At 63.6% G+C, this 22,554-nt stretch carries 19 protein-coding genes; 11 read left to right on the top strand and 8 right to left on the bottom strand.

From position 1 onward, the window contains the following. Window positions 1–59 precede the first annotated feature (59 nt). From NDO48_RS09100 to NDO48_RS09075, 6 genes are all read right to left on the bottom strand, one after another. Window positions 60–1,064, bottom strand: a complete 1,005-nt coding sequence (locus NDO48_RS09100) for an NAD-dependent epimerase/dehydratase family protein (RefSeq protein ID WP_018428402.1) — start codon at window positions 1,062–1,064, stop codon at window positions 60–62. Further along, on the bottom strand, window positions 1,061–1,492 hold the full coding sequence (locus tag NDO48_RS09095) for an EamA family transporter (protein WP_018428403.1): 432 nt from the start codon (window positions 1,490–1,492) through the stop codon (window positions 1,061–1,063). Before NDO48_RS09095 ends, NDO48_RS09100 begins: the two co-directional genes overlap by 4 nt. Window positions 1,493–1,587: 95 nt before the next feature. Further along, entirely contained in the window at window positions 1,588–2,934 is a 1,347-nt protein-coding gene (locus NDO48_RS09090) for an FAD-binding oxidoreductase (RefSeq protein WP_416377189.1), read from the bottom strand. After that, the gene (locus NDO48_RS09085; RefSeq protein ID WP_026227284.1) at window positions 2,931–4,370 is read right to left on the bottom strand and encodes a UbiA family prenyltransferase; all 1,440 of its coding nucleotides are present in this window, start codon (window positions 4,368–4,370) and stop codon (window positions 2,931–2,933) included. Before NDO48_RS09085 ends, NDO48_RS09090 begins: the two co-directional genes overlap by 4 nt. Window positions 4,371–4,585: 215 nt before the next feature. Continuing rightward, window positions 4,586–4,852: a hypothetical protein gene (locus NDO48_RS09080; RefSeq protein ID WP_018428406.1), complete on the bottom strand. Its 267-nt coding sequence runs from the start codon at window positions 4,850–4,852 to the stop codon at window positions 4,586–4,588. Between the two features lie 140 nt (window positions 4,853–4,992). Next, window positions 4,993–7,470 carry a mechanosensitive ion channel family protein gene (locus NDO48_RS09075; RefSeq protein WP_018428407.1) on the bottom strand — a complete coding sequence of 826 codons (2,478 nt, stop codon included), beginning with the start codon at window positions 7,468–7,470 and terminating at the stop codon, window positions 4,993–4,995. 196 nt (window positions 7,471–7,666) lie between these two features. Here NDO48_RS09075 and NDO48_RS09070 point away from each other — a divergent pair, with 196 nt between their 5' ends. The 4 genes from NDO48_RS09070 to soxG are packed head-to-tail and all read left to right on the top strand — an operon-like array spanning window position 7,667 to window position 12,808. Further along, entirely contained in the window at window positions 7,667–8,926 is a 1,260-nt protein-coding gene (locus NDO48_RS09070; protein ID WP_018428408.1) for a sarcosine oxidase subunit beta family protein, read from the top strand. Between the two features lie 9 nt (window positions 8,927–8,935). Beyond that, a complete protein-coding gene (locus NDO48_RS09065; RefSeq protein ID WP_018428409.1) occupies window positions 8,936–9,235 on the top strand; it encodes a sarcosine oxidase subunit delta in 300 nt (99 codons plus the stop codon). Beyond that, complete coding sequence (locus NDO48_RS09060; RefSeq protein ID WP_018428410.1) at window positions 9,232–12,228, top strand: sarcosine oxidase subunit alpha family protein; 2,997 nt, start codon at window positions 9,232–9,234, stop codon at window positions 12,226–12,228. The genes NDO48_RS09065 and NDO48_RS09060 overlap by 4 nt, the downstream gene beginning before the upstream one ends. Further along, a complete protein-coding gene (gene soxG / locus NDO48_RS09055) occupies window positions 12,221–12,808 on the top strand; it encodes a sarcosine oxidase subunit gamma family protein (RefSeq protein WP_018428411.1) in 588 nt (195 codons plus the stop codon). The genes NDO48_RS09060 and soxG overlap by 8 nt, the downstream gene beginning before the upstream one ends. Here the strand turns inward: soxG and NDO48_RS09050 are convergent. Further along, the gene (locus NDO48_RS09050; RefSeq protein ID WP_018428412.1) at window positions 12,793–13,215 is read right to left on the bottom strand and encodes a VOC family protein; all 423 of its coding nucleotides are present in this window, start codon (window positions 13,213–13,215) and stop codon (window positions 12,793–12,795) included. The two genes, soxG and NDO48_RS09050, sit on opposite strands and share 16 nt — an antisense overlap. 66 nt (window positions 13,216–13,281) lie before the next feature. Here NDO48_RS09050 and NDO48_RS09045 point away from each other — a divergent pair, with 66 nt between their 5' ends. Both NDO48_RS09045 and NDO48_RS09040 read left to right on the top strand, forming a co-directional pair. Continuing rightward, window positions 13,282–13,818, top strand: coding sequence for an SRPBCC family protein (locus tag NDO48_RS09045; protein WP_245262178.1), 537 nt, complete (start codon window positions 13,282–13,284; stop codon window positions 13,816–13,818). Between the two features lie 46 nt (window positions 13,819–13,864). Beyond that, the gene (locus NDO48_RS09040) at window positions 13,865–14,257 is read left to right on the top strand and encodes a RidA family protein (RefSeq protein WP_018428414.1); all 393 of its coding nucleotides are present in this window, start codon (window positions 13,865–13,867) and stop codon (window positions 14,255–14,257) included. A gap of 1 nt (window position 14,258) precedes the next feature. On the opposite strand, the gene NDO48_RS09035 is transcribed toward NDO48_RS09040, so the two are convergent. Continuing rightward, entirely contained in the window at window positions 14,259–14,969 is a 711-nt protein-coding gene (locus tag NDO48_RS09035; protein WP_018428415.1) for a nitroreductase, read from the bottom strand. Between the two features lie 176 nt (window positions 14,970–15,145). Here NDO48_RS09035 and NDO48_RS09030 point away from each other — a divergent pair, with 176 nt between their 5' ends. From NDO48_RS09030 to NDO48_RS09010, 5 genes are read left to right on the top strand one after another with little or no spacing between them, the layout of a single operon-like run. After that, window positions 15,146–15,736, top strand: a complete 591-nt coding sequence (locus NDO48_RS09030; RefSeq protein ID WP_018428417.1) for a helix-turn-helix domain-containing protein — start codon at window positions 15,146–15,148, stop codon at window positions 15,734–15,736. A 22-nt stretch (window positions 15,737–15,758) separates the two neighbouring features. After that, window positions 15,759–18,212, top strand: a complete 2,454-nt coding sequence (locus NDO48_RS09025) for a GcvT family protein (protein ID WP_267321374.1) — start codon at window positions 15,759–15,761, stop codon at window positions 18,210–18,212. Next, window positions 18,209–18,898, top strand: coding sequence for an HAD-IA family hydrolase (locus tag NDO48_RS09020; protein WP_416377192.1), 690 nt, complete (start codon window positions 18,209–18,211; stop codon window positions 18,896–18,898). Before NDO48_RS09025 ends, NDO48_RS09020 begins: the two co-directional genes overlap by 4 nt. 1 nt (window position 18,899) lies before the next feature. After that, window positions 18,900–20,081, top strand: coding sequence for a pyridoxal phosphate-dependent aminotransferase (locus tag NDO48_RS09015; RefSeq protein WP_018428420.1), 1,182 nt, complete (start codon window positions 18,900–18,902; stop codon window positions 20,079–20,081). After that, on the top strand, window positions 20,078–22,522 hold the full coding sequence (locus tag NDO48_RS09010; protein ID WP_267321373.1) for a GcvT family protein: 2,445 nt from the start codon (window positions 20,078–20,080) through the stop codon (window positions 22,520–22,522). Before NDO48_RS09015 ends, NDO48_RS09010 begins: the two co-directional genes overlap by 4 nt. Window positions 22,523–22,554 lie beyond the last annotated feature (32 nt).

The following is a 22,554-nucleotide window of genomic DNA, read 5'->3' as shown; positions in this document are numbered from 1 at the left end:
TGCCACGGCATGGGAATGGGCTGTATCCGGCGTGGTGTTGAGCGTCATGACATCTTTCCCTATTCGGCCGGGGCGGGCTGCGGAGCGACGACGCCGTCCATCTTGGCGCGATATTCCTTGTAGGCGGCGATCAGCATGTCCTCGTCGCGATATTTCGGCACCCAGCCGAGCTGGCGCTCGCCCTTGGTGACATCGAGAACGCACTCTTCGTCGGCGATGAGATACTGCTCGGGATCCATGATCGGCATGTTCATCAGGTCGAGCAGGTCGAGCGTACGCTTGACCGCCCATCCCGGCGTCGGGATGAGGATGGATTTCGACCCGGCCGACTTGATGAGATCTCCGAGAAGCTTGCGCACCGGCGGCGGGTTGAGCGAACCGAGATTGTAGGCTTCGTTCGGCACGCCTGCCTTCCAGGCGAGACGCGCAGCCTCGGCGCAGTCGAACACCGAGATGAACTGGTAGGGGTTCTTGCCCGAGCCGATCATCGGCACAGGCAAATTCATGTCGATGAGCTTGAACAGCTTGGACAGGATGCCGAGACGACCGGGCCCGATGATCAGGCGCGGGCGAAACAGCGAAATGCGCATGCCGCGCTCGCGCCACACTGCCGACAGTTCTTCCGTCTTCCACTTGGACAGGCCGTATTCGCCGAGCGGCGACACCGGATGATCCTCGGTCATCGGATAGGTCACCGTATGGCCGTAGATCATGTCGGTGGTGAAATGCACCAGCTTCGACGCACCGGCCTGGTCCATAGCCTTGATGATGTTCTCGGTACCGAAGTAATTGACCGGGAAGAAGAAGTCGTGCCGCTTGGCCCTGACCTGGATCGGCGACAGCATCTTGGCCGACAGATTGTAGATCATGTCGTCGGGCGCGATGCCGACCGCAGCGATGGCCGCAGGATCGGTCACGTCACACTGGACGAAACGCGCGTTGCGGTAATGCGGCAGGTCGCTCTTGACGATGTCGGCGACGATCACCTCGTCGCCATCGGCAACAAGCTTGGGGGCAAGATGACGACCGACGAAGCCGTCGCCTCCGAAAATGACGTGTCTCATCGCACCAACTCGCTTGTCTTTGTGGTTTCGGCAGCCGCCGTGACCTGTTCGCCATGCTCCCGCCCGCTCTGCGCAATCAGCACCGTGCCGACGCAGATGAAGGCGATGCCGGCGATGCGCCAGGCGTTCAGGTCTTCGCGGAAGACGAAGTAGGCAAACACCGCAACCGCGACATAGGCCAGGCTGAGGAACGGATAGGCAAAGCTGAGTTCGACCTTCGACAGCACATAGAGATGCGAGGCCATCGAGATGACGAAGGTCAGCAAGCCGGCGAACACCCAGGGGCTGAAAACGATCTGGAGCAAGCGAACCAGCGGATTCGCGCCCTCGAACGAAATCGGGCCAAGCACCATCATGCCCTGCTTGAGCATAAGCTGGGCAGCAGCATTGGTCATGACCGTGAAAAGGATAAATGGCAGATATTTCATTTATTTGTCCGTCCTTTTCGAGAACCTAGCGGCAAGCCACTTATATTCAGTGAAATCTTCCCGAAAATTTTAGCTTTCACTTGGCCGCAGCACCGTTACTCTGCCGCCTGGGCCATCCGTCCTGACTTCAATCGACCCACCGTCCGCATCCAGAAGTCCGACATGAAGGCGGGGTCGCGCATCGATTCCAGCTGCGCCCAATCAGGAAAGGAGGCGGCGAAGGTCACTTCCGACATCCGGGCATCCTTGTAGGGATTGACCGCGCCGCCTGCCCCGATCGTGATCCGGTCCAGTTCGGCCAGCAGAGCAAGCGTTGCTGCACCGCGATTGGGAAAATCCAGCGTCAGCGTGTAGCCCTTGCGGGCGAACGACATCAGCCCCGGCGAGCGTTGCCCGCCAAATCGCTTCAGCACTGTCAGGAAAGAGCCCTGCCCCGATCGCCGCGCAGCCTCGAGCAATTCAGGCACGGCCTTGTGGGCCGCCTCTTCCGGGAGGACGCTCTGGTGCTGATAAAGCCCGTTCGGACCATAAAGCCGGTTCCAGTCGCGGACGCCGTCCAGCGGAAAAAAGAACGTCCGATAACTGGACAGGCTTTCGCCAGCGCGGCCGCGCCGCCAGCGATAGGCGCTGTTGAACAGCCTGAGAAACGGCCGGTTCAGAACCGTCACCGGCGGCTGGAACGGCACCGACAGCTTTGCCGGCGCGCGGTCGGCGGTGCGGGCGCCGAACTGAGCGTGGTTGCCGGCGAGCAGCAGCCCTCGTCCGGCATTTTTGCCGCCGGCCAGCTGGTCGATCCAGGCCACTGCATATTCATTGTCGCGGTCAGTGGCTTCAGCCAGGTCGAAATACTCCTGGAGATTGGCGAAGGGCCGCACGGTTTCGGTGATGTCGAGGGAGGCAACCCGCATCAGCCTCATCGTCACCGTCAGGATAATGCCTGTCAGTCCCATGCCGCCAACGGTAGCCCTGAATAGAGACGCATTTTCAGATGGAGAGCAGACATGGGTTCGGCCGGCGGAGCGCAACAGCGTCAGCCGTTCGACATGGCAGCCGAAGCTGCCGCGGCGATGATGGTTCTTGCCGTGCACGTCATTGGCGACAGCGCCGCCAAGCGTGACGAATTGCGTTCCGGGAACGACAGCCGGAAAGAAGCCATGCGGCGCCGCAAAGGCGATGATGTCGGCCAGAAGCGCTCCCGCCTCAGCCTCGAGTAGCCCCGTTTCGGCATTGAACGACAGGATCTTGTTGCGCGGGCGCATGTCGACGATTGCGCCAGCGCGGTTCTGGCAGCTGTCGCCGTAGCTCCGGCCATTGCCATAGGCAAGCAAAGCCCCCGGCCCCGCCGAACCGCTCATCAGCATCCGTGTCGCGGCGGCGAGCTCGTACACCTCCCTGGTAGCCGGTACGGTTCGCCCGAAGCTCTGATAGCTCGGTGAATTCATTGGACCAGACCCGCGCCCACCAGCAAGACAGCACCGACGAACACCATGATCTGGCTGCGCCAATCCCGGATGATGAAGACCACAGGGTCTTCATGCAGCTCGTCGCGGCGTGCCAAAAGCCAGATGCGCATGGTCAGATAGAGCACGATCGGCGCCAGCGGCCAGACCAGCCAAGGGTGGGGATAAAGTTCGCGCACAGCGCTGCTGTCGATGTACAGCGCCAGAACCAGCGCCGCCGCGAAGGCGGAAGCCATACCGGCCTGGGCGATCATCTCCTGGTCTTCCGAGCGGTAGGCGCGGCCTGCGATGTTCTCGCCGACATTCAGCGACGAGGTGCGCAGTTCGACATAACGCTTCACCAGTGCCAGCGACAGGAAGAAGAAGATCGAAAACGCCAGCAGCCAGAACGAGACATCGACGCCGGTTGCCGCCGCCCCACCGAGGATACGCAGCGTGTAGAGCCCTGCCAGCACCAGCACGTCCATCAGCAGCATGCGCTTGATCGACAGCGAGTAGGCGGTGGTTGCGACGAGGTAGACCAGAAGCACGCCCACGAATTCGATCGATGTGCATACAGCGACTGAAAGGCTGACGACGAGCAACATCGTGGTCGCGACCAGCCCGAAGGGCACCGAAAGCCTGCCGCTCGCGAAGGGTCGCAGGCGCTTGGTGGGATGTGCCCGGTCCTGTGCCAGGTCGAAGAAGTCGTTGATGATGTAGATCGCCGATGCCGCTGCGCTGAACGAGATGAAGGCCAGCAGGGTCTGGATGAGCATCTCCAGGTTGAAATATTTGTGTGCCAGCACGACTGGTACGGCAATCAGCGAGTTCTTCAGCCATTGGTGGACCCGGAGCATCTTGATGATGCTGCGGAGGTCGGGATCCTGGGCGGGAATGAGTTCGCAGGCGTGCTGCGACTGCCAGCGCCGTGCAGCCCGGTCGGGCGCGACGACAATTGCCTGACGCGCGGCATCGAACACCTTCAGGTCGTGGCGGCTGTTGCCGGCATAGTCGAAGCCGCCATCGCCATAGGCGTCGACCAACGCCTTGCGCTTGCGCTCCGCCGTCAGGTTTTCCTCGCCATCCGTGGCCAATACGGCATCGAACAGGTCGAGATGACGGGCGATCTCCTCGGCAAACTTGCGCGGCGTCCCGGTGGCCAGCACCAACTGCCGGCCCTCCCCCTGCTCCTTGCGCAGCAGCTTCAGCATTTCGGGACGATAAGGCAGTGTCGCAGGATCGATGTCGACAGTCTTGGCGATGGCCTGCTTGAGATATGCCGGGCCCTTGAGAAGCCAGATGGGTATCAGGAAGATGTTCAGAGGGTTCTTCTTGAGAAGCGCAAAAAGGCCTTCCCACAGAAGGTCCGTAGCAATCAGCGTACCGTCGAGATCCACCGCAAGCGGTATCGCCCTGTTTTCCGATCGTACGTCCATCTGACTGCTGCCCTGCCCTTGTCGGAGGGCAAGACCTCCGGACCCAAGCGCCGCTATAACGAACAGGAGCATTCCACCTGGTTAAATTGGCGGCAGCTTGGCATGCCAGCGCAAAGCATTTTGAAAGTCATGCTTAAGCGGATATTATCGTGATGCAAAAAAGGCCGGACAGAAGTCCGGCCTTTGCCAATTGTCAGGCGTGCTGCACGCCAAACTTACTTGATGCGGGCGACGCCGCCCGAGATTTCGACCGTCTCGCTGCCTGTCAGCGCTTCACGGTCGCCATTCGGCATGGTGACGAAGCAGCCGTTCGAGCAGAACTCGACCGTCTCGCCGGCGGCGAGAGCCAGTTCAGACTTCGAGCCACCTTCGGTCACGATCAGCGTCCGCGGCTCAGTATCAAGGTTTACCGCGCTCGCGGCATGCGCCGCGCCCGACATGGCCAGGAAGAGCGCGCCTGCAGCGACAAGAAACCTGTTCATTTCATCATCGGTGTTTCCACCGCCTCTGTTCACATCGGCAAGGCATTCTCGCCCTTTGCGTGGACCTTATATGAGTTCGAAGCTGAACGGCAACTGAATGCCATGTTCATGCCACAATCTGCTCTGCCGCCACTTCAGACTTACTCGGGGTCGGGTTTCCTGCGCCGTCCCGGCCTGCGCTCCGCCTCGGCCGCCCGTTTGCTGCGGGCCTCTTCTTCCTCAGCGACCTGAGCCTCGGCCTGCTCGTCATCGACGGGCCACTTCTCGGCAGGCTTGACGTCCTGTGCACGCGGTGTCGAGGGAATATGGATGTGCTCGCGTTCGAACACTTCGAGGATCGCGAAGCGGATATCGTTCTGGACCGTGTTGCTGTTGGTCACATCGGCCAGGAAGCAGCGGATTTCGAACTCAAGCGCGGCCGTGCCGAAATTGGCAAAGAGCACAAACGGCTCCGGGTTCTTCAGCACCAGCGGATGCGACCGAACGACATCGAGCATCAATTCATGCGCGCGCCTGCCGTCGGAATCGTAGGCGACGTTGACCCTGATGTCGACGCGCCCAAGCTTGTTGCGATGGGTCCAGTTGCCAACGGCGCTGTTGATCAGTTCCGAGTTGGGCAGGATCACCGACTGGCGCTGGAACGTCTCGATCTCGGTGGCGCGCACGCTGATCTTCTTGACGGTGCCGGACGTCGCCCCCGCCACGATCCAGTCGCCGACCTTGAACGGCCGCTCGGCGAGCAGGATCAGGCCGGAGACGAAGTTGGACACCACGTTCTGGAGGCCGAAACCGATACCGAGGGACAGCGCACCGGCGACAAGGGCGAGGTTGGAGAGATCGATGCCGGCGGCCGAAACCGCAATCAGCGCCGCAAGCGCAATGCCGGCATAGCCGACGGCAAGGCGGATCGAGTTACGCACGCCGGCATCGACCTTGCCGCGTGCCATCACCGATCCGTCAAGCCAGCCCTGGAACCAGCGGGTCAGGAAATAACCGACGAAGAACACCAGAACGCCAGACAGGATGCCTGCCGGCGAGAAGGTAAAGCTGCCGATCTTAAAGCCGGCAGCGATCTTGTAGAGCCAGGTCGTCATGTCGCCCGGCTGGAAGCCCCACTGGAACAGGATCAGCGGCACACCGACGACAAGCACCAGAAGGTTGATGACGATGCTGGTCAGGAGCCCCAGCTGGTCGAGCGTCGTGTCGTCAAGCTTGAGCCTGCGTTGCAGGCGCCGACCCACTGTCGTCTTGGCGAAGGCGTCGTCCTCGTTGATCGCTCGCGACGACAGGAAGCCGATATACATGGTGGTGAGGATCGCGCCGGTGACGACGATCTGCTGCGATACGAAGCGCGCGAGCCCGATAAAGCCGAGCAACGCCGCCGCGATTGTGACCCCGCCGAGAGCGAACAGGATGTAGCGCAGCACCGGCGGCCACGGTTTCGGCCTGCCATTCTCGTCGATGAAAGGTTTGACCAGCGCGATCAGCACGACCAGCATGCCGATGATGACGGTCGAAACGAGCGCTTCGCCGACGGTCAGGGCCAGCGGCGAGCCGAGCACCTGGTAGACGGCGCTGAGGAAGTAGTCGATGCCGGTGAAGACGGCTGTCGCGATGATGAGCAGCACGAGCCAGCGGGCCGCGCCGCTTTCGACCGGGATCAGGCGCCAGTTGGGCAGCGAGGGCGAAAGTGCCGCCGTCGCCAGCCGAGAGACGAAGAACACGATCGCGATGACATAGAACAGCGAGCCGAGCATCGTGCCGATGTCGCCGCGCAGCACCTCGAAATACTGGTACAGATAATAGGTCACGCCCAGGAAGACGACGACCGCCATGGTCTGCATCAGCGTCGACCAGAAGGCCACCGAGATGCGGCTCAGATAGGACGGCTCGGTGACCCGGGGGTCCGGCACGAACATACGGCCGAACATGCGTCGGCCGCCGACCATCATCACGGCCGCCGCCGCCAGCGCAAGGAAGGTCGCTGCCAGAATCGATTTGAGCTTGAAGCTGGACACGAAGCGCAGCCACGACGAGATCGTGTGGAAGAAGTCTCCCATCTCCGTCTCGAAGGCGCTGATGACCTCGGAGGCCAGGGCGAAATTGATGTCGTAGCGCTTGGTCAGAAGGTTCTGGAACAGGTCGCGCCTGATTTCGGTGATCTGGGCGACCAGCTTGTTGATCCGGATAGAAAGGTTCTCGGCCACGCCGAGCACGGCGTTGATCTCGGCCTTTTCAGCCGCAAGGCTCTCGCGCTCGCTGGTGACGATCTGCGGTTCCGGTGCCTGGCCGTCGGCCGGCGGCTTGCCCAGTTGCTCCAGCCGCGCATTGATCTCGGTCAGCCGCGGACGGAACGCGACACCGCTCTGCAGCAGATCGCGCGACAGCTGCTCCAGCTGGACGCGGATGTCGACAAGGCCTGCATCGTCCTCGGAGTTCTGCTCCATCTTCTTTTGCAGGGCGTCGATCTTGGTGGTCAGGCTGGCGATGACCTCCTGCTGATCGGCAATCACGCCGGCCGAGGCTTTGCCAACGTCCTGCGCCGAAGCCTGCGTCAGCGACGCGGCAGCGATCAGGAATATCGAAACGGCAAAACGCCTGAAGGCCTGTAGAAACATGATTTGTCTGCGACTCACGGTCTGGATGCGTTGCGCGAAGGCGCGCCATTGATAAAGACGAGCATCCAGACGGGCAAGCCGACCTCAATGCTGGGGTGGGAAAGTCGGCCTAGCGAAAGGCGATGGCGGAATATTGGCCTTCAACAATCGAACCAGATAATAGTGTCTGCCCATAGCCCCAGGGATGACATGTTATATGGCGGAATATTCGGTCTTTTCGCTGCTCAGGAATGCGCTCTCCGGAAATCAGGACTGGAAGCCCGCCTGGCGCAAGCCCAATCCCAAGCCGTCCTATGACGTGATCGTCATCGGCGGCGGCGGACATGGCCTTTCCACCGCCTACTATCTCGCCAAGGAGCACGGCATCACCAATGTCGCGGTGCTTGAAAAGGGTTATCTCGGCTCGGGCAATGTCGGCCGCAACACGACCGCCGTGCGCTCCAACTACCTTTTGCCGCAGAACACGCGCTTCTACGAGCATTCGATGAAGATGTGGGAGAACCTCTCCCATGAACTCAACTACAATGTCATGTTCTCCCAGCGCGGCGTGCTGAACCTCGCCCACACGCCGGCCCAGCTCGACGATTATGCCCGTCGCGGCAACGCCATGCGCCATCTCGGCGTCGATGCCGTTCTGATGACGCCGTCAGAGATCGGCCGCCGCGTGCCCGGCCTCGACATGTCGCAACAGGCGCGTTTTCCGATCCTGGGCGGCCTGATGCAGGAGAGCGCCGGCACGGCCCGTCACGATGCGGTCGCCTGGGGCTATGCCCGCGGCGCCGATCGGCGCGGCGTCGACATTGTCGAGAATTGCGAGGTGACCGGCTTCCTGCGCGACGGCGACCGGATCGTCGGCGTCACCACCAACCGCGGCGAGATTCGCGCAAAAAAGGTGGCGGTCGCGGTCGCCGGCAGCACCGGGCGGGTCATGCAGCTGGCCGGCATCGAGCGCATGCCCATCGAGAGCTTCGTGCTCCAGGCCTTCGTTTCGGAATCGCTGAAACCCTTCCTCGACACGGTCGTCACCTTCGGCATGGGCCACTTCTATGTCGGCCAGTCCGACAAGGGCGGCCTGATCTACGGCGGCGATCTCGACGGCTACAACAGCTACGCCCAGCGCGGCAGCCTGCCCATCGTCGAGGAGGTGATGAGCGAGATGCTGGCGCTGTTTCCGTCGCTCGCGACTGTGCGGGTACTGCGCTCCTGGGGCGGCGTCTGCGACATGTCGATGGACGGCTCGCCGATCATCACGACGGGCCCCCTGCCCGGCATGTATCTCAATTGCGGCTGGTGCTACGGCGGCTTCAAGGCGACGCCGGCTTCGGGTTTCTGTTTTGCCCACACCATCGCCAAGGACGCGCCGCACGAGTTCAACGCGCCCTTCACGCTCGACCGGTTCAGCCGTGGCACTGTCATCGACGACAAGGGCCAGGGTCCGACGCCACGGATGCACTAGAGCAAACGCATGCTGATCACCTGCCCTTATTGCGGCCCGCGCGATGTCTCCGAATTCGCCTACCAGGGCGACGGCAACCGCACCCGACCCGACCCGGCCTCGACCGACAGCGAGGCATGGCACGCCTATGTCTACGAACGGCCGAACCCGGCCGGAGCGCATAACGAGATCTGGCTGCATGCCGGCGGCTGCCGGGCGCATCTGGCCGTGGTCCGCGATACGCTCACCCACGAAATCGCAAGCGTGCGCTTCGCCCGCGAGCACGGTGCCGCACCGCACGGACGCCGCAAGCCGGGAGCCAAAGCATGAGCCCGCGCCGCACACCATCGGGCGGCCGCATCGACCGGCTGCGCACCATTCGCTTCACCTTCGACGGCATAGCCTACACCGGCCATCAGGGCGACACGCTCGCCTCGGCGCTGCTTGCCAATGGCGTTTCGCTGTTTGCCCGCTCTTTCAAATATCACCGTCCGCGCGGCGTGCTCACGGCAGGCATCGACGAGCCCAACGCACTGGTGACGGTGCTGCGCGGCGAGGTACGCGAGCCGAATCTGCCCGCAACCATGGTCGAGATTTACGACGGGCTCGTTGCGGTCAGCCAGAACCGCTTCCCTTCGCTCGCCTATGACGTGAGCGCAATCAACCAGCTCGGCGGCAAGTTCCTCTCGGCCGGCTTCTACTACAAGACCTTCATGGGCCCGGTGGTCGGCCCGCTCAAGGGCACGCGCTTCTGGATGATGTGCGAACACGTCATTCGTCGTGCCGCCGGCCTCGGCCGTGCCGGCCGCGAGCCTGACACCGCCCGCTATGAGAAGATGAACGCCTTCTGCGACGTGCTTGTGGTCGGTTCCGGGCCGGCGGGTCTTGCGGCCGCCCGCGAGGCCGCGGCATCGGGCCATCGCGTCATCCTTGCCGAACTCGACGCCTTGTTCGGCGGCTCGACCAACTGGTCGGGCGAGGCGATCGATGGCGAACCGGCCTCGGCCTGGGCAGGCGACATCATAGGCGAGCTAAAGGGACACAGGAACGTCCGCCTGCTCAAGCGCACCACCGTCTGGGGCTATTATGACGGCAACACTGTTGCCGCTCTCGAGCGTGTTTCCGACCACAAGGCTTCGGCCGCCAAGGGCGCTCCGCGCCACCGCAACTGGACGATCCGGGCCGGCAAGATAGTGCTCGCCACCGGCGCCTTCGAGCGGCCGCTGGTTTTCCCCGGCAATGATAGGCCGGGCGTGATGATGGCGAGCGCAGCTCAGCGCTACGCCAACCAGTATGGTGTGCTACCAGGCGACAAGATCGCTGTCTTCGCCAACAACGACAGCGCCTATCGGGCGGCTGCAGCCCTCAGCAAGGCCGGCGCATCGATCGCCGCCATTGTCGATGTTCGCCCTGACATCTCGGAGGATTGCCGCACACTCGCCCGCCAATGCGGCGCAGAGCTTCTGGTTGGCCACGCGGTCGTCGGCACCGAAGGCGGCAAGAAGCTGACCGGCATCAAGATTGCTCCGTTCACTGCGGCTGCGGGAGCATTGCCCGGTGGCGGCCGCAATGTCGAGGCCGATTGCCTGCTGATGTCTGGCGGTTGGTCGCCGACCATCCATCTCGCCAGCCAGGCAGGCGCGCGGCCCGTCTGGGATGCCGACCTGCAGGCCTTCCTGCCGCCCGAAGCCGGCAAGGGCTGGGTCGGCGCCGGCGCTTTCAACGGCGCCTTCTCGACCGCGGAAGCCATCGCCGATGGTTTTGCCGCAGGCCGGGTGGCCGCCGATCTGCCGACCATAGAGATCGGCACGCTGCCACAGGTCGAACCTGAAGCGCTCGATCCTCGCCCCGCGCCCGTGTTCGAGATCAGAGCCAAGGGAAAATCCTTCGTCGATTTCCAGCACGACGTCACCTCAGACGACGTGCGTCTCGCCCATCTCGAAGGCTTCGTTTCGGTCGAGCACCTCAAGCGCTACACCACATTGGGCATGGCGACCGACCAGGGCAAGGGCTCCAACGTGCCGGGCCTCGCCATCATGGCCGAGGCGGTGGGCAAGCCGATTCCCGAGGTCGGCACCACGCGCTTCCGTCCGCCCTTCGCGCCGGTGTCTGTCGGCGCATTGGCCGCCGAACGCTTCGGCGACCTCAAGCCCGAACGGCTGACGCCGATGCACGACTGGCATCTCGAAAACGACGCGACCATGTATTCGGCCGGCCTGTGGTTCCGTCCGATGATCTATGGCGCTCCTGGCGAGACGGTCGAGCAGGCCTATGTCCGCGAGGCCGGCACGACGCGCGAGACCGCCGGCATCGTCGACGTCTCGACGCTCGGCAAGATCGCCGTGCAGGGGCCTGACGCAGCCGAATTCCTCGACCGCGTCTACACCAACATCTTCTCCACGCTGCCGGTCGGCAAAGCGCGCTATGGCCTGATGCTGCGCGAGGACGGCATCGCCTTCGACGACGGCACGACCTGGCGGCTCGGTGAAAACGACTTCCTGATGACCACGACCACCGCCAATGCCGGCAAGGTCATGCAGCATCTCGAATATTTTCTCGACGTCGTCTGGCCCGACCTCAAGGTGCACCTGACCTCGGTCACCGACCAGTGGGCAGGGGCTGCCATCGGCGGGCCGAAGGCCAGGGAAATCCTTGCCTCCTGCGTCATCGGCACCAAGGTCGACAACGAGGCCCTGCCCTTCATGGGCATCGTCCATGGCGAGATCGCAGGTGCACCTGTCATGATCTGCCGCCTGTCCTTCTCCGGCGAGATGGCTTTCGAAGTCTATTCGGGCGCCGGTCACGGCATACACGTCTGGGAGGCCTTGATCGAGGCCGGCAAGCCCCATGGCATGGTGCCCTACGGGCTCGAGGCGCTCGGCACCATGCGTATCGAGAAGGGCCATGTCACCGGCGCCGAGATCGACGGCCGCACCACCGCGCGCGACCTGCATCTCGGTTGGATGCTGTCCAAGAAGAAGCCGTTCATCGGTTCGGCGATGATGGAGCGCGAGGGCCTGATTGCATCAGACCGCCTCGAACTGGTGGGGCTGATCTCGCTGGACCACCGCCCGCTCAACGGCGGCGCCCACATCGTCATGGAAGCCGATCCGGAAAACCCGCACGGTTCGCTCGGCCACATCACCGCCGCCTGCTTCTCGCCGGCGCTGGGCAAGTATATCGCGCTGGCTCTTGTCTCCGGCGGCAAGACGCTGCACGGCAAGCGCGCGCAGGTCTCCGACCCGCTGCGCAATCGCTTCGGCCCGGTCGAGATCGTCAGCAACCACTTCTTCGACCCCGAAGGGAAGCGCATGCATGGTTGAGCAGCTTTCACCACTCGGACAGGCCTTTCGCCCCGGCTCCCATGGCAACTTCGCCAATGGCACAGGCGTGACCTTGTCGGAAATTGCGCCGGGCTCGATCGTCCAGGTCGCCGCATGGCCGGGCGAGCAGAAGAAGGTGATGACCGCACTTGCCACGGTCACCGGCCTGAAGCTGGCCGATGGCGCAGGCACCGGTGCCGTGTCCGAGCGCCACGCCGTCTTCGGCTTCGCGCCGGGCAAGTTCCTCGTCACCGATACATATGAAGGATTGGTGGCGGCACTTTCGGCCAAGATCGGCATCGACATCGGCACGGTCACCGATCTGTCCCATGGGCGTACCGCCATCCGCATCGACGGGCCCAAGGCCGAGTGGGTGCTGGGCAAGCTCTTTGCCATCGACTTCGAGCCGGCATCGTTCCCGGTCGGATCAGGCATCGCGACTGCCCACCACGACATCTTCACCCAGATCCAGCGCAGCGGAGCGGAGCGTTTCGACCTCTACGTCTTCCGCTCCTTCGCCCGCTCGTTCTGGAAGATGCTCTGCCACGCCGCCGACGAGGTCGGCTACGAGGTCGCCTGACCGGCGGCCTCGATCGCGCCCCAGGCAGCGTTCTGCAGCACGACGCGATAGCCGTCAGTGTCTTCGAAGGTCACGCCTCGCCGGTCCCAGTAGGGGTTGAAGGAAGGCACGGGCTGGTAGCCATGCGCCTTCATCCGCTCGACGGCCGCTTGCCAGTCGCTCAGATCGGGCAGGTAGAAGACGACCAGATTGTCAGGCGTGGGCGCCCTGCCCGCATCATGGCCATGCGCATGGGTGAACTCGAAATGATGCGCCTCGCCGCGCTTACCGAGCATGACGCCATCGAAACCGTCGTGGTTTTCGAAGCGCGCCAGCACATCAAGGCCGAGGCCATCGCGATAGAAACGGACGATTGCCTCGAGGTCGTTGGTCGGTCGGGCAACACGCAGGACGACATGCTGTTTCATGAACGCCTCCAGAGCGCCGAGCCTAACCAACAGATGCGATGGCGTGCAACGCCCGGATGAACTAACATGGCGTCTGCCCGAATGGCGGGCGCTCTCGGTGTCCAGAAGGTGCCGGGCATGGCCAGCAATTCATTCCGCTTCGACGAAGCCTGGGAAATCCCCGAGGCCCCGCCACAGGAAGTCTGGGACGTGCTCGCGGATGCGACGTTGCTGCCGCTCTGGTGGGGCGATGTCTACAAGAACGTCGAAAAGCTCACCGACTTCGACAAGCCGACAATTGGCGGCAAGGTACGCGCACGCGCCCGTGGGTTCCTGCCCTATGAATTGAACTTCATCCTCGAAGCCGTCGAACTGAAGCCCGGACGGGTCGTGGCGGTAAAGACATCAGGCGACTTCGACGGCCACTGGCGGGCAGTGCTGACGCCATCCGGCCAAGGCACGCATGTCGCGCTCACCTGGCAGGTACTGGTCGAGCGCCCCATTCTGCGCTTGCTGTCGCCGCTGCTGCGGCCGGCCTTCGCCTGGAACCATCGCTGGACCACGCCGCGCGGCGAGGCCGGCCTGCGCCGCTTCCTTGCCGCCCGCCACGCTTCAGCCGGCTAGCGAGCCGATCACGTTGCGGGCAATATGCCGCCTTGAGGGGGAAGCCATGGAATTCATCAACTCAGCCAAAGCAAAGGCACTCAAGCTGCCGTTCAGCCAGGCCGTTCGCGTCGGCGACGTGCTTTATCTCTCCGGTGCCTTGGGCAATCGTCCAGGCACGCTCGAACTCGTGCCCGGCGGTATGGAGGCCGAGGCTCGGCAGACGATGGAGAACATCAAGGCGGTGCTCGAGGAGAATGGCCTTGGCATGGCCGACATCTTCAAATGCACGGTCATGCTGGCCGACATGTCGAGATGGCCGGAGTTCAACAAGGTCTATGTCGGCTACTTCGACCCGGACCGCCTGCCGGCACGCTCGGCATTCGGCGCTAACGGCCTGGCGCTGGGCGCGCAGGTCGAGCTGGAATGCTGTGCCTATGTAGGCAATCGAAAGCCCTGAGCTATTTCAGGAACTGAACCCACTCTTCCTGCGGCGCGCGGTCGGTGCGGAAGGTGCTTTCCGGCTTGCTGGTGTCTTCATGCCCCAGCGCCATGCCGCAAACCACCACTTCCTCGTCGGGAATGCCGAGCACCGGCCGGATCTGGCGGTGATAGGGCGCGAATGCCGCCTGCGGGCAGGTGTGCAGTCCCCTCGCCCGTGCCGCGATCATGATGTTCTGCAGGAACATGCCGTAGTCGATCCACGAACCCTGGTTGAGCCGGCGGTCGATGGTGAAGATCATGCCGACGGGCGCATCGAAGAAGACGAAGTTGCGGTCGTGCTGCGCCCGCATCCGGTCGACGTCGCGCCGGCCGATGCCGAGCGCGCTGTAAAGCCCGAACCCGTTGGCGCGACGACGGCCGAGATAGGGTTCGAAGAACTGGTCGGGATAATATTTGTATTCGTCCCAGACAGCCTTTTCAGCGCGCACTCCCGAATTGAGGATGGCTTCGCCGATGCGCTGCAGGGTGCCGCCGGAGGTCACATAGACCTTCCACGGCTGCATGTTGGTGCCCGAAGGCGCACGCGCGGCAACGTCGAGAATGTCCTTGATGACGCCGTCCTCGACAGGCGTCGGCAGGAAAGCGCGCACCGAACGCCGCGAGACGATCGCTTCGTCGACGATTTCGGTGTCAGTCAGTTCGAGCGGCTTTTGCTCAGGTGCCAGCATTTACGGTCCCTTGGCTTCGAAAATGGTCGAAACGGCCCCCGCCTCCCGTGAGGCCAGCCTTTGCACCGTCGGCAAGAGTCCCGCAAGCGAAACTTGCTGAGCCATGAAAAAGCACTTGAAAATTTCACATCAATGACGTCTCATGAAATTCAAATGTATTTTTTCACGAGGTTTCCGTGGGTCCGGCAGGCACTGCACGCAAGGAAGGTGATGTCGCGAGCGACCTGCTCGCCAACGACCTGCGCGCGTTGCGCAAGTCGCGCGGGCTGACGCTGGCCGAGATCGCGCTCAAACTTGGCCGTTCGGTCGGCTGGGTCAGCCAGGTGGAGCGCGGCTTGTCGACGCCGTCGATCGGCGACCTCCGCGCCTTTGCAGAATTGTTCGGCGTGCCAATCAGCCTGTTCTTCGCCCACGAAGCCACCAACGAGATCGAGCGCGGCGTCGTTGTCCGTTCAGGTCGACGGCGCTCGCTGGGCAGCAGCGAATCGGGGCTGGTCGAAGAACTTCTGTCACCCGACCTCGGCGGCAGCTTCGAGATGCTGCGCTCGATCTTTGCGCCGGGCGCCGGCATGGCCAAGCCGGTGACGCGCCCCACCGAAGAGGCTGGCTACGTCGTCTCCGGCGGCTTCGACATCGAGATCGATGGCACATGGCACAGCTTGGGCGAAGGCGACAGTTTCCGCTTCGACCACAAGCCGTTCCGGTGGCGAAATCCGGGCTCCGCGCCGGCTGTCGTCATCTGGGTCGTATCGCCACCGGTCTATTGATTGCGCTTTTGGGGAGGAAGACATGGCTGAGTTGCCGAGCACGGCGCGCGTGGTGATCATCGGCGGAGGCGCGGTCGGCGTCTCCTCGCTCTATCACCTGGCCAAGTCAGGCTGGACCGATTGCGTGCTCCTCGAAAAGAACGAGCTGACATCAGGCTCCACCTGGCATGCCGCCGGCAACGTGCCGACCTTCTCGTCATCGTGGTCGCTGATGAACATGCAGCGCTATTCGACCGAGCTCTATCGCGGCCTGGCGGCCGAGGTCGACTACCCGATGAACTATCATGTCACCGGCTCGATCCGCCTCGCCCACAGCAAGGAGCGCATGCAGGAATTCCAGCGCGCCAAGGGCATGGGCCGCTATCAGGGCATGGACATCGACGTCATCGGCCTCGACGAAATCAAGCGCCGCTATCCCTTCCTGGAGACGCATGACCTCGAGGGTGCACTTTATGATCCCAGCGACGGCGACATCGACCCGGCCCAGCTGACGCAGGCGCTGGCCAAGGGCGCGCGCGACATGGGCGCGAAGATCATTCGCTTCTGCCCTGTCATTTCAGTGCGCCGCGATAAGGATGAATGGGTCGTTTCGACGGAAAAGGGCGAGATCCGCTGCGAAAAGGTGGTGAATGCTGCCGGTTATCGCGCCGCCGAAGTGGGAAAAATGTTCGGCCGCGACGTGCCGATGATGGTGATGAGCCACCAGTACATCCTGTTCGACGAGATCCCCGAAATCGCCGCATGGTCGCGGGAGGCAGGCCAGAAGCTGCCGCTGCTGCGCGACGTCGACACCTCCTACTACCTCCGCCAGGAGAAGAACGGAATGAATCTCGGTCCCTATGAGCGCAACTGCCGCGCCCATTGGGCAACATCAGACGACCAGATGCCCGCGGATTTCTCCTTCCAGCTCTACCCCGACGATCTCGAGCGGCTGGAATGGTATCTTGATGACGCTGTCCGCCGCGTGCCGATCCTGGGCACGGCCGGCCTCTCCAAGGTCATCAACGGACCGATCCCCTACGCGCCAGACGGCAACCCGCTGATCGGCCCCATGCCCGGCGTGCCCAACGCCTTCGAGGCCTGCGTCTTCACCTTCGGCATCGCCCAGGCGGGTGGCGCCGGCAAAGTGCTGGCCGAGTGGGTCACCCGGGGCGAGACCGAATGGGACATGTGGTCCTGCGACCCGCGCCGCTTCACTTCTTTTGCCGCAGCACCCGACTACGCGGTCGCCAAGGGCATGGAAGTGTATGGTCACGAATACGCCATCCACTTCCCGCGCCACGCCTGGCCGGCGGCGCGTAACCGCAAGCTCTCGCCCATCCACGACCGCATCGCGGCGCTTGGCGCGCAGTTCAACGCCTACAATGGGTGGGAACGCGCCACCTGGTACGCAAAGCCTGAGGACGACACCTCGGAAGCATCGACCCAGACCTTCGCCCGCTCCGGCTCCTGGGAGAAACGCATCCGCGAAGAGTGCCTTGCCGTGCGCGATGCCGCCGGCATCCTCGACCTGCCCGGCTTCAGCCGCTTCAATCTCGACGGCCCGGGTGCGGCTGCATGGCTTGAGACGCAGGTCACCGGCACTGTTCCCAAGGTCGGCCGCATCGGGCTGTGCTATTTCACCGACGATCACGGCCGCATCGTCACCGAGATGTCGGTGGTCAGGCATTCCGAGGACCTGATGACGCTGATCACGGCTGCCGTGGCGCAGTGGCACGACTTCGAATGGCTGAAGTCGCATATGCCTGCCGACGCCCCCTTCAAGCTCATCGACCGCACCGAGGAATATTCGACCCAGATCCTCGCTGGCCCGAACTCGCGAAAAATCCTGGTCGGAGTCTGCGAGGCCGACCTGTCCAAACCTTGGCTGACGCATCAGGAGACGACCATAGCCGGGCGTTGGGCCAAACTGGTGCGCGTCTCCTTCGCCGGCGAACTCGGCTGGGAAATCCACACCAAGGTTGCCGATACGGCCGATGTCTTCGATGCTGTGTGGGCTGCCGGCCAGAAGCACGGACTAAAACCGTTCGGCATGTTCGCGCTCGATGCGCTCCGCCTGGAAAAGGGCTACCGCGCCTGGAAGGCTGATCTGTCGACCGACTACACCATCCTGCAGGGCGGGCTCGAACGCTTCGTCAAATGGGACAAGCCCGACTTCCGCGGCAAGGCGGCGCTGCTCAGCGAGAAGCAGCAGGGCGTGAAGAAGCGCTTCGTCACGCTTGTCATCGACACGCCAGGCGAGTGCGACGCGCCCTACATGTCGACGCTCTGGCACAATGGCGCGATTGTCGGTGAGACCACGTCAGGAGGTTGGGGGCACAGGGTGGACAAATCGATCGCGCTGGGCATGCTGCGTGCCGATCTGGCCGTGCCTGGCGTTACCATCGAAGTCGAGATTTTCGGGGAGCGCTTCAGCGCCACGGTCCAGGAGGACAAGCCCTTGTGGGATCCCGAAAACGAAAGGCTACGCTCATAATGTCCCTTCCCCATTCCGGTCGCGCCTTCGGCGCCTTCATGTTCGACATGGACGGCACCATCCTGAGCTCGATCGCCTCCACCGAACGCGTCTGGAGCGCATGGGCGGTCAAACATGGCCTCGATGTCGAAACCTTCCTGCCGACCATTCACGGTGTTCGCGCCTATGAGACCATCAGCAGGCTGAACCTGCCCGGCATCGACCTGATGACCGAGATCGAGGCGCTGACGCAGGCGGAATTCGACGACGTCGACGGCATCGAATCGATCCATGGCGCAGCGCATTTTCTCAACGCCCTGCCTGTCGACCGCTGGGCGATCGTGACGTCGGCGCCGCGCCGGCTGGCGCTGCGCAGGCTCGAGGCCGCCCGCCTGCCTGTCCCGCCGATCATGGTCACCGGCGAGGACGTCGCCAACGGCAAGCCTGCTCCCGACTGCTTCCTGCTCGGCGCTCAGCGGCTTGGCCACAAGCCGGAGGATTGCCTGGTGTTCGAGGACGCGCCGGCCGGCATTCGTGCAGCGGAGGCCGCAGGCGCCCAGGTGCTCGTCATCACCGCCACACACAATCATGCCGGCGGCACGCCGCATCCTTCGGTTCCTGGCTACGGCGCGCTTACGCCCCGCCTCGACAGCGCCAGCAGGCTGACGCTCGCCCGCCTGGCGGCGTTGCAGGAAGCGGAGGCCTGACATGCCGAAACCATCCTCCCGCATCTCCGGCATCGTCCCGTCAGGCAAGGACGGCTGGGAAGTGCATTTCGCCGCCATGACGCGCAAGCAGGCCGGCGAGGACATCATCATGCTGTCGGTCGGCGACCATGACTTCGACACGCCGTCGGAGACGGTCGAAGCCTGCGTCGACGCGGTACGATCAGGCTACCACCACTACACACAGCTGCCCGGCCTGCCGCGCCTGCGCGCCGCCATGGCCAGAATCTCCACCCGCTGCACCGGCGTCGATACCGCACTGTCCGAAATCATCGCCACGCCAGGCGGTCAGGCCGCGCTCTACGCCGCCGTGCAGGCGACGCATGATCCGGGCGACCACGCCGTGGTCGTGGCTCCCTATTACGCCACCTACCCCGGCACCTTCCGCGCCGCCGGCGCCAGCTACACCGTGGTCGAGGCCCACGCATCAGATGGCTTCCAGCCGCGTGCGGATGAGATCGAGAAGGCGCTGAAGCCAAACACGCGCTCGATCCTGATCAACACGCCGAACAATCCGACCGGCGCCGTCTATAGCAGGAAGTGCCTGGAGGACATCGCCGAGCTCTGCACCCGCCGCGACCTCTGGCTTTTGTCGGACGAGGTCTACTGGACGCTCGGCGGCGGCGAGCACGTGTCGCCGCGCGCCCTGCCCGGCATGGCCGAGCGTACGCTGGTCATCAACTCGATGTCCAAGAGCCACGGCATGACCGGCTGGCGCATCGGCTGGCTCACCGCACCCGCCGATCTGGTGTCGCTGGTCATCAACCTCAACCTCGTCACCACCTACGGCCTGACCGACTTCGTCAGCCGTGCGGCGATCGAGGCATTGGAGAACGACTTCGGCGTCGAGCAGATCGCCGCCACTTATGCCGGCCGTCGCACCCTGTTCGTCGACCAGATGCGCGGCCTGAACAACGTCACCGTGCGCGGTTCGGAAGGCGGCATGTATGTCATGCTCGACGTCAGCGCCATCGAGCCTGACTGCGAGAAATTCGCCTGGGATCTGCTCGAAGCCGAAAAACTCGCCGTCATGCCGGGCAAGAGCTTCGGCGACGCCGCCTCGGGCCACATCCGCATCAGTCTGTGCCAGCCCGACGACGTGCTGAGGGAGGCCGCCGGCCGCCTGAGGCGCTTCGCCAACAGCTATGAGAGATCAGCCGCATGACCGAAATCCCCGCCCGTGCCCGCGCCGTCATCATCGGCGGCGGCGTGTCCGGCTGCTCCGTCGCCTATCATCTGGCGAAGCTCGGCTGGACCGACATCGTGCTTCTGGAGCGCAAGCAGCTCACATCAGGCACGACATGGCACGCGGCGGGGTTGATCGGGCAGCTGCGCGCCTCGCAGAACATGACCCGGCTGGCGAAATATTCCGCCGACCTCTACGTCAAGCTGGAGGAGGAAACCGGCGTCGCCACCGGCATGCGCCAGGTCGGCTCCATCACGGTGGCGCTGACCGAGGAGCGCAAGCACGAGATCTATCGCCAGGCCTCGCTCGCCCGTGCCTTCAATGTCGACGTGCGCGAGATTTCCCCCAACGAAGTCAAGGAGATGTACCCGCATCTCAATGTCGCCGACGTTGTCGGCGCCGTGCATCTGCCGCTCGACGGCCAGTGCGACCCAGCCAACATCGCCATGGCGCTCGCAAAAGGTGCCAGACAGCGCGGGGCGAAAATCATCGAGAACGTCAAGGTGTCGAAGGTCCACACCAAGGACGGCCGCGTCTCCGGCGTGTCCTGGGCTCAAGGTGGCGAACAGGGCACCATCGAGACCGACATCGTCGTCAACTGCGCCGGCATGTGGGCGCGCGAGCTTGGCGCCCAGAACGGCGTCACCATCCCGCTGCATGCCTGCGAGCACTTCTACCTCGTCACCGAAGCCATCACAGGCCTTGGCCGCCTGCCGGTGCTGCGCGTGCCCGACGAATGCGCCTACTACAAGGAAGACGCCGGCAAGATGATGCTCGGGGCTTTCGAGCCGGTCGCGAAACCCTGGGGCATGGACGGCATCCGCGAGGATTTCTGCTTCGACCAGTTGCCCGAAGACATGGACCATTTCGCGCCGATCCTCGAAATGGGCGTCAACCGCATGCCGATGCTGGAAACGGCCGGCATCCATACCTTCTTCAACGGCCCTGAAAGCTTCACCCCCGACGACCGCTATTATCTCGGCGAAGCGCCCGAACTCGGCGGCTATTGGGTCGCCGCCGGCTACAACTCCATCGGCATCGTCTCCTCGGGTGGAGCCGGCATGGCGTTGGCGCAATGGATCCACGACGGCGAGGCCCCCTTCGATCTCTGGGAGGTCGACATCCGCCGCGCCCAGCCGTTCCAGAAGAACCGGCGCTATCTTAGGGAGCGCGTCTCCGAGACGCTCGGCCTGCTTTATGCCGACCATTTCCCCTATCGCCAGATGGCGACCTCGCGGAACATCAGACGCTCGCCCCTGCACGAGCACCTGAAGGCGCGCGGTGCCGTGTTCGGCGAAGTCGCCGGCTGGGAGCGTGCCAACTGGTTTGCCCGTGAAGGCCAGGAGCGCGAGTACAAATACTCATGGAAGCGTCAGAACTGGTTCGACAACCAGCGCGAGGAGCACCTGGCCGTTCGCAATGGCGTCGGCCTGTTCGACATGACCTCGTTCGGCAAGATCAGGATCGAAGGCCGTGACGCGCTGGCCTATCTGCAACGCCTCTGCGCCAACGACATGGACGTCGAACCGGGCAAGATCGTCTACACCCAGATGCTCAACCAGCGCGGCGGCATCGAGAGCGACCTGACGGTCACGCGCCTTTCGCCGACGGCCTTCCTCGCCGTCGTCCCCGGCGCCACGCTCCAGCGCGACCTCGCCTGGTTGCGCAGGCACTTGGGCGACGAGTTCGTCGTCGTCACCGATGTTACCGCCGCAGAGTCCGTCCTCTGCCTGATGGGGCCGAAGGCGCGCGAACTGATCCAGAAAATCAGCCCCAACGACTTCTCCAATGACAAGAACCCGTTCGGCACCTGGCAGGAGATCGAGATCGGCATGGGTCTCGCCCGTGCCCATCGCGTCACCTATGTCGGCGAACTTGGCTGGGAGCTCTATGTCTCGACCGACCAGGCAGCGCATGTGTTCGAGGCGATCGAGGACGCCGGCGTCGATCTGGGCCTCAAGCTCTGCGGCCTGCACACCCTCGATTCCTGCCGCATTGAAAAGGCATTTCGCCATTTCGGCCACGATATCACCGACGAGGACCATGTGCTCGAAGCCGGGCTCGGCTTTGCTGTGAAGACCGGCAAGGGCGACTTCATCGGTCGTGACGCGGTGCTGCGCAAGAAAGAGGCAGGCCTTGCCCGCCGGCTGGTCCAGTTCCGGCTGACGAACCCGGAACCGCTGCTGTTCCACAACGAGGCCATCGTCCGCGACGGCAGGATCGTCGGCACCATCACCTCGGGCAATTACGGCCACCATCTCGGCGGCGCCATCGGGCTCGGCTACGTCCCCTCGGCCAGCGAGACCGAGGCAGATGTGCTTGGTTCCCGCTACGAGATCGAGATCGCCGGCGAGCGCTTTGCTGCCGAGACATCGCTGAAGCCGATGTACGATCCCAAGGCCGAACGCGTGCGCATGTAGCCGCCCCTTACAAAATCGCCCGCGCTGACATA

Source organism: Aminobacter sp. MET-1 (genome assembly GCF_026521175.1).
GTDB lineage: Bacteria > Pseudomonadota > Alphaproteobacteria > Rhizobiales > Rhizobiaceae > Aminobacter.
This window is presented reverse-complemented; position numbering and strand designations above follow the sequence as displayed.

Bases quoted from the DNA above. Each gene is read 5' to 3' on its own strand.
- NDO48_RS09100 (WP_018428402.1), bottom strand. From the start codon at position 1,064: ATGAGACACGTCATTTTCGGAGGCGACGGCTTCGTCGGTCGTCATCTT.
- NDO48_RS09095 (WP_018428403.1), bottom strand. From the start codon at position 1,492: ATGAAATATCTGCCATTTATCCTTTTCACGGTCATGACCAATGCTGCT.
- NDO48_RS09090 (WP_416377189.1), bottom strand. From the start codon at position 2,934: ATGAATTCACCGAGCTATCAGAGCTTCGGGCGAACCGTACCGGCTACC.
- NDO48_RS09085 (WP_026227284.1), bottom strand. From the start codon at position 4,370: ATGGACGTACGATCGGAAAACAGGGCGATACCGCTTGCGGTGGATCTC.
- NDO48_RS09080 (WP_018428406.1), bottom strand. From the start codon at position 4,852: ATGAACAGGTTTCTTGTCGCTGCAGGCGCGCTCTTCCTGGCCATGTCG.
- NDO48_RS09075 (WP_018428407.1), bottom strand. From the start codon at position 7,470: ATGTTTCTACAGGCCTTCAGGCGTTTTGCCGTTTCGATATTCCTGATC.
- NDO48_RS09070 (WP_018428408.1), top strand. From the start codon at position 7,667: ATGGCGGAATATTCGGTCTTTTCGCTGCTCAGGAATGCGCTCTCCGGA.
- NDO48_RS09065 (WP_018428409.1), top strand. From the start codon at position 8,936: ATGCTGATCACCTGCCCTTATTGCGGCCCGCGCGATGTCTCCGAATTC.
- NDO48_RS09060 (WP_018428410.1), top strand. From the start codon at position 9,232: ATGAGCCCGCGCCGCACACCATCGGGCGGCCGCATCGACCGGCTGCGC.
- soxG (WP_018428411.1), top strand. From the start codon at position 12,221: ATGGTTGAGCAGCTTTCACCACTCGGACAGGCCTTTCGCCCCGGCTCC.
- NDO48_RS09050 (WP_018428412.1), bottom strand. From the start codon at position 13,215: ATGAAACAGCATGTCGTCCTGCGTGTTGCCCGACCGACCAACGACCTC.
- NDO48_RS09045 (WP_245262178.1), top strand. From the start codon at position 13,282: ATGGCGTCTGCCCGAATGGCGGGCGCTCTCGGTGTCCAGAAGGTGCCG.
- NDO48_RS09040 (WP_018428414.1), top strand. From the start codon at position 13,865: ATGGAATTCATCAACTCAGCCAAAGCAAAGGCACTCAAGCTGCCGTTC.
- NDO48_RS09035 (WP_018428415.1), bottom strand. From the start codon at position 14,969: ATGCTGGCACCTGAGCAAAAGCCGCTCGAACTGACTGACACCGAAATC.
- NDO48_RS09025 (WP_267321374.1), top strand. From the start codon at position 15,759: ATGGCTGAGTTGCCGAGCACGGCGCGCGTGGTGATCATCGGCGGAGGC.
- NDO48_RS09015 (WP_018428420.1), top strand. From the start codon at position 18,900: ATGCCGAAACCATCCTCCCGCATCTCCGGCATCGTCCCGTCAGGCAAG.
- NDO48_RS09010 (WP_267321373.1), top strand. From the start codon at position 20,078: ATGACCGAAATCCCCGCCCGTGCCCGCGCCGTCATCATCGGCGGCGGC.